The following is a 14,416-nucleotide window of genomic DNA, read 5'->3' as shown; positions in this document are numbered from 1 at the left end:
ATGCTGTTCCGCCTCGTCACGCTTGCCGCGCTGTTCGGTCTGCTCTTCGGTTTCGACGAAGGTGTGATCGCGGGCGCGCTGCCCCTGATCACGGCGGCCTTCCAGATCTCCGTCACGGGGGAGGGGTTCATGACAGCCGCCGTTCCCCTGGGCGCGGTCGCCGGGGCGGTGCTTTCGGCCGCGACGGCAGACTGGCTTGGTCGGCGGATGGTGCTGATCCTGTGCTCCGTCCTGTTCATCGTCGGCGCGGCGGCCAGCGGCCTGTCCGGGGGGCTGGGGATGCTGGTGGCCGCGCGCCTGTTGCTGGGCGTGGCGATCGGCGCCTCGGCGCTGGCCGCGCCGATGTTCCTGGCCGAACTCGCCCCGGCAAGGTACCGGGGCGCGGTGGTGTCGTCCTTCCAGCTGATGATCACCCTCGGCATCCTTCTGTCCTACCTGATGGACCTGGCGCTCGAACCCTTCGGGGCGTGGCGCCTGATGCTGCTGCTCGGGGTCATTCCGGCGATCGCGTCGCTTGTCGGGATCGCCATGTCGCCGGAAAGCCCCCGCTGGCTGACCATGCGGGGCCGCTCTGACGAGGCGCGGGCGGTCATCTCGCAGATCCAGCCGCAGCTGAGCGCGGCAGAGACAGACCATATCATCGAGGAGATCGCGCAATCCCAGGCCGCAGCCGGCTCCGCGCGGAACTGGGGGGACTTCCTGTCCGACAGTGTCCGCCCGGTGCTGATCTTCACCATGCTGGCCTTCGTCTTCCAGCAGGTCAGCGGGATCAACGCCGTCATCTACTACGCGCCGACGATCCTGGGCCATGCGGGGTTCGAAGGCACGGGCACGCAATTGATGGCAACCGTGGGCATCGGCGTCGTCAACGTGCTGATGACCCTTGTCGCGATGGGCGTTGTCGACCGCTTCGGGCGCCGCCCGCTGTTCATCCTCGGGTTCGTTGGCACGGCGATCAGCCTAGTGGTCATCGCCTATGCCACGCAGCCGGATCGGCCGGACCTGGCCCCGCTGGGGCTGTTCGGGCTGTTCGCCTATATCGCGTTCTTCGCCGTCAGCCTCGGGCCGCTGCCCTGGCTCTACATGTCCGAGCTTTTCCCCCTGGCGCTGCGCAGTCGCGGCATGGCGCTGGCCTCGGTCGCGAACTGGGCCTGCAATTTCGCGGTGGTCTTCGGATTCCCCGTGGTTGTCGCTCATTTCGGCGCCCCGGCGACATTCGCGATCTTCGCCGCGTTCTGCGCGACGGGCGCGGTGTTCAGCTGGGTCTATGCGCCGGAAACCAAGGGCGTCACCCTTGAGGAGATCGAGTTGCGCTACCGCGAAGCGCCTGCATGACCGTCCTGCCGGCCGAGCACCTTCGGCTGCCCTTTGCAACCGCGCGGGTGGCCTGCCTGACCGCCTGCGCGGGGTTGCTGTTCGGCTTCAGTACCGCCGGCATGGCCGGCTGGCTGGACGAGATCGGCCTGGTTTTCACGCTGGATACGGCGGGAAAGGAAAAGCTGACCGTCGAGCTTGTGGTCTTCTGCTTCCTAGGCGCGATTGCGGCGGGGCCGCTGGCGCGCAAATACGGGCGGCGCGTGGTCCTGCTGGCGGCCTTCTGCCTTGCGGCGGCGGGATACGGTATCGTCCTTGGCCAGCCCGACCTGGTCGCGTTCGTAGTGGCGCGGGTCCTGATCGGGTTCGCGGTCGGCCTGTGTTCGATGGTCGGCCCGATGTACGCGGGCGAAGCGACCCCGGCGAGGACCCGCGGCGGCGTCGTCGCGGTCTTCCAGCTTGCGGTGACCATGGGAATCCTGCTCGCCTATGCCGTCCCGCTGGCCATCGGCGATCCGGCGAAATGGGCGCTGGGCATCGGGCTGGGCGGTGTAATTCCCTTGGTCGGGTTGCTGGTGCTGAGCTCCGTGCCGGAAAGCCCGGTCTGGCTGGAGACGGTGGGGCGCGCCGGGCAGGCCGATGCGGCCGCCCGCGCCCTTGGGGTGGTGCGCAGTGTTCAGGCAGGTGGCACGGTGCCCGCAAGCGGGGTCAGCCTGAACCAGCTTCGCAAGGGCTCGACACTGGCGGTCGTGGGCCTGTGCTGCGCCTTGTTCGTCCTGCAGAACCTGAGCGGGATCGATGGCATCCTGTACTACGCGCCGACGATCTTCGTTGAACTTGGCTACGCGCCGGGGCCCGCGGCCCTTGGCGCGACCTTCGGGCTGGGCCTGGTCAACCTGGTTGCCACGGTCATCGCCATCGCCATGGTCGACCGGCTGGGCCGCCGCCCGCTGGCCATTTTCGGGGCGCTGGTGATGATGATCGGGCTGTTGGGGGTTGTCCTGGCCAATACGTTTGCAATGCCGATCCTCGGCCTGGCCGGTCTGCTGATCTTCACCGCCGCCTTTGCGATCAGCCTCGGCCCATTGCCCTACGTGGTGATGTCCGAGCTTGTCCCGGGCGAGATCCGCGAAAGCGGCATCGCCATCGCCTCGGCCACAAGCTGGCTGTTCAACGCGCTGGTGGCGTTCTTCTTCCTCTCCGGCGTTTCGGCGATCGGGCTTACCGGGGTCTTCCTGTTCTTCGCGGCGGTCTGCGGCCTGGCCATGTGCCTGTCGCTCATCTGGCTGCCGGAAACAAAGGGCCGGAACCTGGCCGAGATCGAGGCCAACGTGCTGGGCGGCGCGTGCCTGCGCGACCTCGGCGGCAGCCAGGCGTTCAGAAAAAGACGGCCTTGAAGGGCATCACGGCCGCCCCGACGCCGGGGGCGTCCAGGTTCAGGTCCGACGCCAGAAGGCGGGGCGTTTTCATCAGTCGGCCGTGCCGCGGCTTGCGCACCAGTGTGACGCGCGAGATCAGGTCTTCGGCCAGCCGCTTCGGGATATGGCCGCCGAACACGATCGCGTCGGGGTCGAGGATCGCGTAGATCGAGTTGACGGTGCGGTTCAGCGTCGGCATCGTCGCCTCGATCCAATCCTCGACGCCGGGCCAGGCCGGATCGAAGCGCTCTCGCAGGTCTCTGACCGAGGTCACCGCGACGCCGTTCGCCGTCAGGCGGGTCAGCAGGTATTCGAGCGCGGGCCGCGTGCCCATCTCGTCGACGTCGAACATGGCGCTCAGCTCGCCCGCATTGCCATGGGCGCCGCGCCAGAGCTCTCCGTCCAGGACCACGGCGCCGCCGAAGCCGAAATCGAAGGACAGATAGGCGAAACTGCCGAGATGCCGGCCAAGTCCGAGCATGGTCTCGCACACGGCCGCAGCGTTGGAGATATTGCCGGTCCACACTGGACAGCCGAGCTTGGCCGACAGGTAGGGCCCCAGTTCCAGCCGTGACCATTCGATCAGCGGCAGGGGGGTGTTGTAGGTCGTGCCGCCTTCCAGGAAGCCGGGGATCGCCATGCCGATGCCGAACAACCTGTCGCGGCCATGGGAGAGTGCGCCGAGACGTTGTTCCAGCCTGTCGGAGATCAGCGCCAGCGCCGCGTCCACCGCGCCACCGGGGTTGGGGAGCTGATCGCTCGACAGGACCTTGCCGTCGAAGCTGAGCAGCGACAGCGTGATCGCGTCCGTGTCGATGGCGATCCCGGCGCACACGGCATAGTCCGGGTTCAGGTACAGCGTCGGGCTTGGCTGGCCGCGCCCGGTGCGGGGTTGCGGGTCGCCAAGGCAGAGCAATCCGCGCGTCGTCAGCCCGTCCACGATCCTGTGGATCGACTGCTGGGTCAGGTCCATACGCGCCGTCAGGGCGGAGCGTTGGATCCCGGGCTGCCTGCGAACCAGTTGCAGCACCGTGCGCTCATTCGCCGAGACGACGCCCTGGCGCGCGGACTCCGAATGGAAGCGGGCAGGAATCAGCCGGGTCGGATCATAGGGCGGGTCGCTTTGGTTTCTACGCATAAAGTGAAGAATACCTGCTTGCCGACATCGGGTCAAAGCCTTGTTTTCCCGTGGTTTGCCCGCTGAATCGGGCGGTTATGGAAAGAAATCTTGCATCGGTCATCTCTTTGTCACACATTAAGTGTATTAAAGGGGTGTGATGAGCTGCATCACGGAAGCGAAGAAGAACCCCATGGAAGCGGAGGAGAAAGTCATGAAATCGACCCTGTACGCAGCCGGTCTGGCCGCGGCTGCTTTTGCGGCAAGCGCCGCGCACTCGGCCGAAATCGAGTTCTGGTACGGCAACACGGGCGCCGTGGAAGAGGCGATCCAGGCCCAGTGCGCGGCCTTCAACGCGGCGCAGTCCGAGCATGTGGTGAGCTGCGTCGGCCAGGGCGGCTACGAGCCGGCGATGCAAAAGGCGATCGCGGCGTACCGTTCAAGCCAGCATCCGGTACTGATCCAGTTCTTCGACGCCGGCACGCTGGACCTGATGTTGTCCGGCGCGGTCCGCTCGGTTCAGGACCTGATGTCGGACGTCGACTGGGACGATTATGTCGTCGGCGCGCGCTCCTTCTACGAAACGTCGACCGGCGAGCTTTTCTCCCAGCCCTACAACGGGTCTACGCTGATCTTCTATGCCAACATGGACATGCTCGGCGACGTTGGCGTCTCGGAGATCCCGCAAACCTATGAAGACGTCGTCACGGTTGCGCGCAAGCTGAAGGACAATGGGCATGAGTGTCCGGTGCTGCAGCGCGTCCATCCCTGGTTCTCGCTCGAACAATTCTCGGCCCGGCATGGCGAGGCGATCGCGTCCAACAACAACGGGTACGGCGGGCTGGATGCGGAATTCACCTTCAACACCGGGCTGGTGGCGACCCATCTGCAGAACATCCAATCCTGGCGCGACGAGGGGCTGTTCCGCCTGCCGACGGATGTTGCGGGCGGCAAGAACGCCTTCGTCACCGGGGAATGCGCCATGGTCGAAAACTCGACCGCGCATTACGCTGCCGCCTTCCCGGCGCATGGCGACGCCATCGCGATCGGGCTGCCGCCGATCTACGACGGGTATCAGCGCCACAACACGCTGATCGGCGGGGGCTCCATCTGGGCCATGCAGGGGCACGACGATGCCGACTACGACGCCGCGCGCGCCTTCCTGAACTTCGTGCGCCAGAACGACCAGCAGATCGAATTCGCGGGCAGGACCGGCTACATGCCGGTGACCAATTCGGCCCTTGCCGCGCTGCTGGCCAGCGACAAGTCCGACCAGCTGGAATACGCGACCGCGGCGGTCGGCGTCGGCTCGCTCAACCAGCCCGGGGACGAGAACAGCCGCGGCATCCGGCTTGGCTTCTACGTGCAGTTTCGCGACGTCTACACCGAGGAGGTGACGAAGGCCCTGAACGGTGAGCAGGACATGCAGGTCGCGCTCGACAACGCCGCGAAACGCGGGGACGAGCTGCTGCGGCGGTTCGAGAAAACTTATCAGGGTGTCTCCCTTCCCTGATAAAGCAGCTTTGGCAGGCGGTTCGTGCCGCCTGCCGCCCCAGAACGGAGAATGCTCATGCGCCAAGGATTCTACAGCGGTGGCTGGACCTATACCCTGTTGGTCGCGCCGATCCTCATCCTCATCGTGATCTTCTTCTACATCCCGGTCGGGCTGGCGTTCTTTTGGTCCTTCTTCCTGGAACGCCCCTTCGGCGGCGGCTCGGATTTCGTCGGGTTTCAGAACTACGCCCGCGTCCTGTCGGACCCGGAGTTCTGGTCGGCCATGCGCCGCACGCTTGTCTTCATGGTGCTCGCACCCGGGCTTGCCATCGGCATATCGCTGATCCTTGCGCTGGCGGCGGACCGCGGATTGCGGCTGTCATCGGCGGCGCGCAACATCATCATCTGGCCCAAGGCGGTGGCGGGAGCCTCCATCGGGGTGGTCTTCGTCTTCATCTTCGACCCGTTCCTCGGCGTATTCGCGCCGCTGAACGAGGCCTTCCCTGGCGTGTGGAACCCCAGGACCGACGGCAATGACGCCTTCGCGACCATCCTCGTTGCGCAGATCTGGAACGGTATTCCGTTCAACTTCATCATTCTGCTGTCCGGCCTGCAGGCGATCCCCGACACGCTGACCAAAGCCGCGGCGATGGACGGGGCCGGGCCGTGGCGGCGGATACGGGACATCCAGCTGCCGCTGCTGACGCCGCAGCTCTTCCTGACCTTCGTGCTGGAATTCGTCGGAACCATCGTCGAGGCGTTCGGCCTGATCGACACAATGACCCAGGGCGGGCCGGGCGGGGCCACGACGTTGCTGATCTACAAGATCTACGTCGACGGGTTCAAAGCCTATGACCTGTCAGGTGCCGCGACACAGACCGCGCTGCTGATCCTTTTCGTCGGCATCATGGTGCTGCTCCAGTTCCGGCTGGAAAAGCACGTCAAGTACGAGAGGTGAGGGCGATGATCGAACGCACACGCACCGTCAACGTCGTCGCCACCGGGATCATGATCGCGGGCATCCTGTTCATCCTCGCGCCAATCGTGATCGCCTTCCTGACCGCGACGCTGTCCTACGAGGAGTTCGTCAGCGGCGGCGGCATCCGCCTGCGCGTCAGCGATCACTTCTGGGAAAACTTCGCCCATGTCCTGTTCGAGACGCGCCTGCCGGCACAGCTTTGGAACTCGGTCGTCATCTCTCTGCTGGTGGCCTTCATCAAATGCGCCTTTGCTTTCACGGCAACCTTCGCGCTGGTGTTCTACAAGTCGCGCCTCAACACCGTGATCTTCGCGATCACAATCGTCACCGTGATGCTGCCGCTGGAGCTGATCGTGATCACCACCTACCAGGTCGTCGCGAACGTGCTGATGCCGATCAACTGGCTGCTGGGCTGGACGGGCCTTGATGCGCTGATCGAGCGTCTGACCGGCAGCCGCCCGTACCTGGAATACAGCCTGCTCGACAGCTACATCGGCGTCGCCGCGCCGATCGCCACCTCCAGCACCTCGGTCTTCATCTATCGCCAATTCTTCATGAGTCTGCCGAAGGACCTGCCGCGCGCGGCGACGATGGACGGGGCCGGGCCGATCCGGTTCATGATCGACATCCTGTTGCCTCTGTCCTGGACGCCGCTGGTCGCCACCTTCATGTTCTGGTTCATCGGCGGCTGGACCGCTTACCTCTGGCCGCTGATCGCGGCGTCGACGCCGGACGCGCAGCCCGCCGTCGTTGGGCTGGCGCGGCTGGCCAATACCGATCCGGACCGGATCCCGGACGTGCCGATGCTGATGGCGGGTGCGCTGTTCGTTTCCTTCATCCCCGTTCTGCTCATCGGGCTCATGCAGCGCCAGATCGTCCGCGGGCTCAACCTTTCGGAAAAATGACCATGACCGGAACACGCATTACCATCGACAACGTGACCAAGCGCTACGACAGGGTCGAGGTGATCCCCGGCCTGTCCGCGCAGTTCGAGGCGGGCGAGTTCACCGTGATCCTCGGCCCTTCGGGCTGTGGCAAGTCCACGCTGCTGAACATGCTGGCAGGCCTGGAGGAGGTGACCAGCGGCCGCCTGCTTTTCGGCGCGCGCGAGGTGCAGAACGTCCCGGCGAAGGACCGGGGCTGCGCCATGGTGTTCCAGAACTACGCGCTCTATCCGCATATGAGCGTCGCCGACAACATCGGCTATTCGCTGAAGCTCGCAAAGGTCCGCAAGGCCGAGCGGGTCGAGCGGATTGCAGCCGTGGCGCGGATTGCAGGCCTTGAGGGCTACCTCGACCGGCGGCCGAGCCAGCTGTCGGGCGGGCAGCGCCAGCGGGTCGCCATCGCGCGCGCCATCGTGCGTGAACCGGGTGTGCTTCTGTTTGATGAGCCGTTGTCGAACCTGGATGCGAAGCTGCGCAACGACATGCGGATCGAACTGTCGAACCTGCACAAGCGCATCGGCGCGACCAGCGTCTTCGTCACCCATGACCAGGTGGAGGCGATGACCCTGGCTGACAGGATCCTGATCCTCAACGAAGGCCAGATCGAGCAATTCGCCACGCCGGGCGAAATCTACCACCGTCCCCGGACCACCTTTGTCGCCGAGTTCATCGGGGCCCCGGCCATGAACCTGCTGAAGGCGCGGGGCGAGGGTGGCAACCTGTGCCTTGCCAGCGGCACCCCTATGACGACCGTGGCGCATGAGGGCGAGGTCCTGGCCGGTGTGCGCCCGGAACGGATCGAACTCAGCGACGCTGGGCTGAAAGCGCAGGTGCTGTATCGCGAGGACCTCGGCTCACATCACATCCTGCTGGTCCAGCTCGACAGCGGCGAGCAGATGCGCCTCTCGACCAGCCAAGGCGGGGCGAACGCGGACAGCAGCGAGGTGTTCCTGCATATCCCCCCCGATGCCGTCCACCTGTTCGATCCCGAAACGCAACAAAGGATCAACTGATGCTTCGAAAAGACATGTTCCCCCGCCGCCCGGACCCGGTTGAAACGCTGACAGGCCGGTCCGCCGGAACGGCGCTTCCCAAGGCGATCTCGCCCGAGGGGGGCGGCGGCAAGTTCGACCTTGACGGGAAGGTCCGCCACTGGCCCGGAAACACCGTCCTGTGCCATCTCGACCGCACGTCGCCCGCGCATGCGCTCTTGGCAGAGTTGCAGGACAAAGTGCGCCGCAGCGCGTTCGGCGGGCTGTTCACCTACCTGCCGGCTGACAGTTTCCACATGACGGTCTTCCAGGGCTGGTCGCCCTTCCTGCCCGATGAAAACGCCTGGCCCGAGGGGGTGCCCCGGGATGCCACCCGCGATGGCACGACCGACGTGCTGCGCCGCAAGTTCGATGGGCTGACCCTGCCGCAACGCTTCCGGATTCGCCCCGACGGGCTGTTCGGGCTTCACAGCCTGACGGTCTGCGGTGCCGACGACGAAGAAGAGCGGCGCTTGCGCGACGCCCGGATCGCGATGCGTGACGCCAGCGGCCTGGTGCCCCGCGACTTCGATAGCTACGTGTTCCACGTCTCGCTGGCCTACCAGCTGCGCTGGGTCGACGATGCGATGGCGCGGGAAATGGTGGCTTTCAGTGACGAACTTGGCAGCGCGTTTGCAGCCGAGGTGCCCGAGATCGAGATCGGCCCCTGCGAGCTGTGCGACTTCGAGAACATGCATCATTTTGAACCTGTTCTCTATCTCGGAAACAATCATGTAGAAGGTGACCAGGCGCAATCGGGCAGGGAAGGTCATACGTGATGCCAAAGGTCGATCAGGATCTGGAGGATCGCCTCGTCGCGCTCGTCCGCGAAACCGCGCGCCTCGATATCCTGCCGCACTTTAGAAGCCTGCCGGCCGCGTCGATCGAAACCAAGACGAACGAGAACGACCTTGTCACGATCGCCGACAAGGCGTCGGAGCGGCGTCTTACTGAAGCGCTTGCGGGCATCCTGCCGAGCGCGCTGGTGGTGGGCGAGGAAGCCGCCAGTGCAGACCCCGGGCTTCTGGACCTGCTGGGCGGGGCCGACCTGGCGGTGATCGTGGATCCGGTCGACGGCACGTGGAACTTCGCCAGGGGCCTGCCGCTGTTCGGCATCATCCTCAGCGTCGTGCAGGGCGGGCGGACGGTCCTTGGCCTGCACTATGACCCGATCACCGACGCCTGGCTCGCCGCGCGCGCGGGGCAGGGCGCCTTTCACTGCACGCCGGATGGCGCGCGGCGCCGCCTGTCGATCGATCCGGAGGCACGGGGCACGAACGGTTTCGTGCCCATCTTCCTGTTCCCCAAGCGCCTGCGCAGCCGGGTCGGGCCGTTGCTGGAACGCTATGACCGCATCATGTCCTTCCGCTGCTCCTGCCACGAATACTGGCTGCTGGCCGAAGGGCACGTCGATTTTTCGCTCTCTGGTACGCCGAAACCCTGGGATCACGCGGCCGGAGAGTTGATCTACCGCGAAGCCGGTGGCTACGCCGCCATGCTTGCCGACGGGCAGCCATACAGCGCAGCGCTGCAAACCGGCTACCTTCTGGCGGCGCGCTCACGCCAGCAGTGGGAGGCGTTGCGCGAGGACTTCTTGTTCCTTCACAGCCCGAGCTGACCGGCCCCAAATCCGGCTTGGCTTTCCGGCCGGCTAGTCCTTGCGCAGGGCGTCGGCCTGTTCGGCTGTCAACGGGCGGATCTTGTAATCCTTCAGCAGCATGAACAGGCGGGCCGTCTCCTCCAGCTCTTCGGTGGCGTACTGGGCCTCTTCAAGGGTCTTGCCGGCGACGATAGGGCCGTGATTGGCCAGCAGCACCGCGTGGGAATGGCCGACCCGTTCTTCCACCGCCCTGGCAAGCGCCTTGTCGCCGGGTGCGAAGTAGGGGATCAGCGGCAGCCGGCCCACCCGCATGACGTAATAGGCGGTCAGCGGGGGCAGCAGATCCTCGGGGTCGAGCCCTTCCATCACGCTGATCGCGACGGAATGGGTCGAATGCAGGTGGACGACGGCGTCGGAATGCGGGCGCTGGCAATAGACGCAGGTGTGCAGGAAGGATTCCTTGGTCGGCTTGTCGCCCTCAAGGTGCCGCCCATCCGCGTCGGTCAGCGAGATCCGTGCCGGATCTAGCGCGCCGAGCGAGGCGTTGGTCGGTGTCATCAGAAGATTCCCGTCCGACAGCCGCACGCTGATATTGCCGGTGGAGCCAAAGGTCAGGCCCCGGTCGAAGATTGACTTGCCCACTGCGGCGATGCGGTCGCGCATGCGGGTTTGCTCTGAAAGTAGCGCGGTCACGGCTGGTCCTCTCTGTGCCTCAGGTCCTGGTCCTGGGTGGCGTGGCATCGGGATTTGTCGGGTATATCCTGGCGAGCTGGCGCAGGTGTGCGCGCATCTCGGCGGCGGCGCGATCGGGGGAGCGTGCCTCGATCGCCTCGAAAATCTTCACATGGGCGGCGTGGGCGGTCTCCATCTGGCCCTCGTTGCGCAGGCTGGTGTCGCGCACCTCTTGCAGCCACTGGTCAACGGCGCGGAAGAACGAGGATATGATCGGATTGTCCACGATCTCGGCTATGGCGAGGTGGAAGTCGATATCCGTCGTGCCGAACAGGCGCGTGTCGCCGATGGCTGCGCGGTTGGCGCTGATCCGGTCGCGCAGGATCTCGATCTGGTCATCGGTGGCGCGTTCGGCGGCCAGTTGCGCGGTGCCGGATTCCACCAGTTCGCGGACTTCGGCAAAGATCTTCAGGCCCCCCGGCTGGCGCAGCGAAAACGTCGCCGCCTGGCTGAGCATGTCGAGCAGGAAGTCCGCCCGCGGCCCGCACACCCGCGCCCGGGTGCCGGGGCGGGTTTCGATCAGCCCGTGACTTTCCAGCGAGGCGAGAGCCTCGCGCACCGTCAGCCGGGAAACGCCGAAATCGTCCATCAACTGGCGTTCGGATGGCAGCACCTCGTCCACGGGATAGACACCCTGGCGGATATCCTCGGCCAGGACTTCCACCAGTTCCTCGTGCATGCGGCGGCGGCGTACGGCGCGGCGCGCGCGGGCAGGGGGCGTGGCGTGTCCGTCCTCGGGGGGGGATTCCGGGGCGTCGTCGGGCTGTGAGGGCATCTTTATCCTTTCGGTGTTCTCAATCGGGGCAGTTCAAAAATTGCTCTTGACAACAGAGACACCATTCACAGAAAAAAGCAACTGGTCAGATGGTCTGATGGTCGGACCAGTTGAGCCTGAGGATTGCGTGGCGACGCCGTCGCGCGCCACGCGTGTAACTGGGAGGTTATTTTGAAGAATTTCGTACTTGCGGCCGTGATCGGCAGCGTTTCACTGGCTGTTCCCGCCGTGGCCGAAGACATCAGCATCGCCCTGCATGTCGATCCCTCGCACGAGATGTTCCGTGTCGGCGAGCGTCTGAAGGAAACGATCGAGACCCAGTCCGAAGGCCGCTTCACGGTCACGCTTCTGGGCACCGAAGTCGGTGGCGAGCGGGATCACCTGGAAGGCGCGAGCATCGGTGAATACCAGATCGCGCTTGGCGGTTCGATGCCCATGTCGCTTTACGCAGCGGAATACGCCGCCTCGGACCTGCCCTTCGTCTATGACAACTCCGAAGCCGCGCGCAAAGTCTACGAAGGTGAGCTTGGCGAGGCCGTGCAGAACGCCATGGTCAGCAATGGCAACCTGCGCCTGGTGGGCCTGTCCGTGCGCAACCCGCGCAACCTGACCTCGAAGACGCCGGTCATGACGCCGGATGACGTGGCCGGTGCGCGCCTGCGCATCCCCGAGATCGCCCCCTGGGTCACGATCTGGCAGGAAGTCGGCGCTCTGCCCAGCCCCATCGCATGGCCTGAGGTCTATACCTCGCTGCAGACCGGCGTGATCGAGATGCAGGAAAACCCGGTCGACTTCATCTATGCCGGCCGCCTTTACGAAGTGCAGGACTACGTCAACAAGACGGAGCACGTTCATTCGTTCTTCCACTGGCTGATGAACAACGACTTCTACGAAGAGCTGTCGGACGCGGACCGCGAGCTGATCCAGGGCGCGATCACCGAGTCCATCACCTGGGGTGACGAGCTGGTGAAGGCCAACGAATCCAAGGCCTACGAGAGCCTCGAAGCCGAAGGCATGGAGATCGTCGAATCCGACGTCGCCGCTTTCCGCGAAAAAGCCAAGCCCGCAATCCGCAAGGTTGCCGAAGGCTTCGCCCCCGAGGTCCGTGACTACGTCCTGTCGCAGATCGACTGACCTTTGGCCGGTCCGCGACTGTCGCGGGCCGGCACCCCAATCGGCGGAGTATGACAATGTCGGCAGATATGGCGGCTGATCCGGTGCCGCAGCCCTCGCGCAACCTGTTCTGGTTTGCGGTCGAGACCACGATGATCCTGGCGTTCATCTCCATGCTGGTCGTGATGTTCATCCAGGTCGTTTCACGCTACGCGCTTGCCGTTGGCGTTCCCTGGACGGACGAAACCTCGCGGTTTCTCTACATCGCGCAGATCTTCCTCGGGCTGTCCATCGCGCAACGCTATGGCCAGCATATCCGCATCACCGTCGCGCTCGACCTGATGGGGCCGCGCCTGCGCCGCATAACAGAGGCGTTTGCCGATCTGCTGACGGCCGCCATCTGCATCGCGCTGATCGTCGGCGCCTTGTCGATGATGGGCAAAAGCGGCAACGCGCTTGCCAGCACGCTGCCCGTGCCGATGTCGGCGATCTATGGCGTCCAGTGCCTCGGGATCGCGCTTTACACGCTGCTGGTGCTCAAGGACCTCTGCGACAAGCTGTTCAATAAATGCAAGAAGGGTACTGCGGCATGACGATCCTTATCGCCCTGTTTGGGACGCTGATCCTGCTGATGGCGGTCGGCGTTCCCGTCGCCTTCGCGATGATCGGGTCTTCCATCGCCGTGCTGGCGGCCAATCGCGGCCTCGACAGCATACCCTATGAAATGTTGGCACAGCGCACGCTTTACGGGGTCAACAGTTTTACCCTGCTGGCCATTCCCGCCTTCCTGTTGATCGGCCGGCTGATGAATGCCTCGGGCATCTCGGACCGGGTTTTCAACGTCGCGCGCGTTATGGTCGGCCATCTGCGCGGGGGCTTGGGGCATGTGAATGTCCTCTCCTCGATGATCTTCGCGGGCATGTCGGGGTCGGCGGTGGCCGATGCCGGCGGGCTTGGGCCGGTGCTGATCAAGGCGATGGATCGCGATGGCTATGATCGCGGATTCAGCGCGGCGGTGACGGCCTCTTCGGCCACGATCGGCCCGATCATTCCGCCGAGCATTCCCGCCGTCATCTATGGCGCGCTTGCCAATACCTCGATCGCGGCTGTCTTCCTAGGCTCGATCATTCCGGGACTGATGATGGGGCTCAGCCTGATGGCTCTTGTTGCGATCATCTCGTACCGTCGCGGCTACCCGGTGTCGGTGCGGGCGAGTTTCGCGCAGTTCGTCGCGGCGGTGGTGGCGGGCTTCCTGCCAATGCTGACGCCGATCATCATCATCGCGGGAATCCTGTCCGGGCTGTTCACCCCGACCGAGGCATCGGTGATCGCCGTCGGCTATTGCCTTGTCATCGCGGGGCTCGTCTATCGCACGATCAGCCTGCGTGAGTTCTGGGTGATCTGCCGCGAAACCGCCGTGGATACGGCTGCCTTGCTGGCGATCATCGCGGGTTCGGCACTCTATGCATGGGTGCTGGCGCGCTACCAGGTCACCACCCAGATCATCGAGCTTCTGACCGGCACCATCGAAAGCAAGTATGTCCTGCTGATCCTGCTGACGCTGTTCGTGCTGGCCATCGGGATGTTCATCGACTCCGTGCCGGCGCTGTTCCTGCTGACGCCGATCCTGGTTCCGCTGGTGATCAGCTACGGCATCGACCCGGTCCATTTCGGCGTGGCCATGATCTTCAACCTGATGCTCGGGCTTGTAACACCGCCTGTCGGAACGGTGCTGTTCACCGTGCAAAAGGTCGCCGATCTGCCGTTCGGGACCCTGATCCGGGAGATCATCCCCTTCTACATCCCGCTGTTCGTCATGCTTCTGGCGATCACCTTCATTCCGGGCCTGGTTCTGTTCCTGCCCGACCTTCTGCTGCGCTGACCCGCGCCAAGAAACTT

General features: G+C 64.8%; 14 protein-coding genes. 11 read left to right on the top strand and 3 right to left on the bottom strand.

The genetic code is table 11. From position 1 onward, the window contains the following. Nucleotides 1-1,335, top strand: a complete 1,335-nt coding sequence (locus DJ029_RS07495) for a sugar porter family MFS transporter (protein WP_157966293.1) — start codon at nt 1-3, stop codon at nt 1,333-1,335. Then, nucleotides 1,332-2,711 (top strand): sugar porter family MFS transporter, encoded by a 1,380-nt coding sequence (locus DJ029_RS07490; RefSeq protein ID WP_112321722.1) that lies wholly within the window; start codon nt 1,332-1,334, stop codon nt 2,709-2,711. The genes DJ029_RS07495 and DJ029_RS07490 overlap by 4 nt, the downstream gene beginning before the upstream one ends. Here DJ029_RS07490 and DJ029_RS07485 read toward each other — a convergent pair. Further along, the gene (locus DJ029_RS07485; RefSeq protein WP_112321721.1) at nt 2,692-3,870 is read right to left on the bottom strand and encodes an ROK family transcriptional regulator; all 1,179 of its coding nucleotides are present in this window, start codon (nt 3,868-3,870) and stop codon (nt 2,692-2,694) included. The genes DJ029_RS07490 and DJ029_RS07485 overlap by 20 nt on opposite strands. A gap of 193 nt (nt 3,871-4,063) precedes the next feature. On the opposite strand from DJ029_RS07485, the gene DJ029_RS07480 reads away from it, so the two are divergent. From DJ029_RS07480 to DJ029_RS07455, 6 genes are read left to right on the top strand one after another with little or no spacing between them, the layout of a single operon-like run. After that, a complete protein-coding gene (locus tag DJ029_RS07480; protein ID WP_112322010.1) occupies nt 4,064-5,362 on the top strand; it encodes an extracellular solute-binding protein in 1,299 nt (432 codons plus the stop codon). A gap of 57 nt (nt 5,363-5,419) precedes the next feature. After that, nucleotides 5,420-6,301, top strand: a complete 882-nt coding sequence (locus DJ029_RS07475; protein ID WP_198671081.1) for a carbohydrate ABC transporter permease — start codon at nt 5,420-5,422, stop codon at nt 6,299-6,301. Nucleotides 6,302-6,306: 5 nt separating this feature from the next. Then, a complete protein-coding gene (locus DJ029_RS07470; RefSeq protein WP_112321719.1) occupies nt 6,307-7,227 on the top strand; it encodes a carbohydrate ABC transporter permease in 921 nt (306 codons plus the stop codon). A gap of 2 nt (nt 7,228-7,229) precedes the next feature. After that, complete coding sequence (locus DJ029_RS07465) at nt 7,230-8,279, top strand: ABC transporter ATP-binding protein (RefSeq protein ID WP_112321718.1); 1,050 nt, start codon at nt 7,230-7,232, stop codon at nt 8,277-8,279. Next, a complete protein-coding gene (locus DJ029_RS07460) occupies nt 8,279-9,076 on the top strand; it encodes a DUF1868 domain-containing protein (RefSeq protein ID WP_232823004.1) in 798 nt (265 codons plus the stop codon). The genes DJ029_RS07465 and DJ029_RS07460 overlap by 1 nt, the downstream gene beginning before the upstream one ends. Beyond that, nucleotides 9,076-9,915, top strand: a complete 840-nt coding sequence (locus tag DJ029_RS07455; protein WP_112321717.1) for an inositol monophosphatase family protein — start codon at nt 9,076-9,078, stop codon at nt 9,913-9,915. Before DJ029_RS07460 ends, DJ029_RS07455 begins: the two co-directional genes overlap by 1 nt. A gap of 33 nt (nt 9,916-9,948) precedes the next feature. Here the strand turns inward: DJ029_RS07455 and otnC are convergent, their stop codons facing one another. Both otnC and DJ029_RS07445 read right to left on the bottom strand, forming a co-directional pair. Continuing rightward, nucleotides 9,949-10,560, bottom strand: coding sequence for a 3-oxo-tetronate 4-phosphate decarboxylase (gene otnC / locus DJ029_RS07450; RefSeq protein ID WP_232823003.1), 612 nt, complete (start codon nt 10,558-10,560; stop codon nt 9,949-9,951). A 49-nt stretch (nt 10,561-10,609) separates the two neighbouring features. Continuing rightward, a complete protein-coding gene (locus DJ029_RS07445) occupies nt 10,610-11,404 on the bottom strand; it encodes a FadR/GntR family transcriptional regulator (RefSeq protein ID WP_112321715.1) in 795 nt (264 codons plus the stop codon). Between the two features lie 171 nt (nt 11,405-11,575). Here DJ029_RS07445 and DJ029_RS07440 point away from each other — a divergent pair, with 171 nt between their 5' ends. From DJ029_RS07440 to DJ029_RS07430, 3 genes are read left to right on the top strand one after another with little or no spacing between them, the layout of a single operon-like run. Then, a complete protein-coding gene (locus tag DJ029_RS07440) occupies nt 11,576-12,538 on the top strand; it encodes a TRAP transporter substrate-binding protein (protein ID WP_198671080.1) in 963 nt (320 codons plus the stop codon). 56 nt (nt 12,539-12,594) lie between these two features. Beyond that, complete coding sequence (locus tag DJ029_RS07435; RefSeq protein WP_198671079.1) at nt 12,595-13,110, top strand: TRAP transporter small permease; 516 nt, start codon at nt 12,595-12,597, stop codon at nt 13,108-13,110. Further along, nucleotides 13,107-14,399: a TRAP transporter large permease gene (locus DJ029_RS07430; protein ID WP_112321713.1), complete on the top strand. Its 1,293-nt coding sequence runs from the start codon at nt 13,107-13,109 to the stop codon at nt 14,397-14,399. The genes DJ029_RS07435 and DJ029_RS07430 overlap by 4 nt, the downstream gene beginning before the upstream one ends. Nucleotides 14,400-14,416 lie beyond the last annotated feature (17 nt).

Origin of the sequence: Oceanibium sediminis (assembly GCF_003265325.1) — a bacterium.
In the GTDB taxonomy this organism is placed as follows: domain Bacteria; phylum Pseudomonadota; class Alphaproteobacteria; order Rhodobacterales; family Rhodobacteraceae; genus Halovulum; species Halovulum sediminis.
The sequence above is the reverse complement of the archived record's forward strand: the minus strand, read 5'-3'. Positions and strand labels throughout refer to the sequence as shown.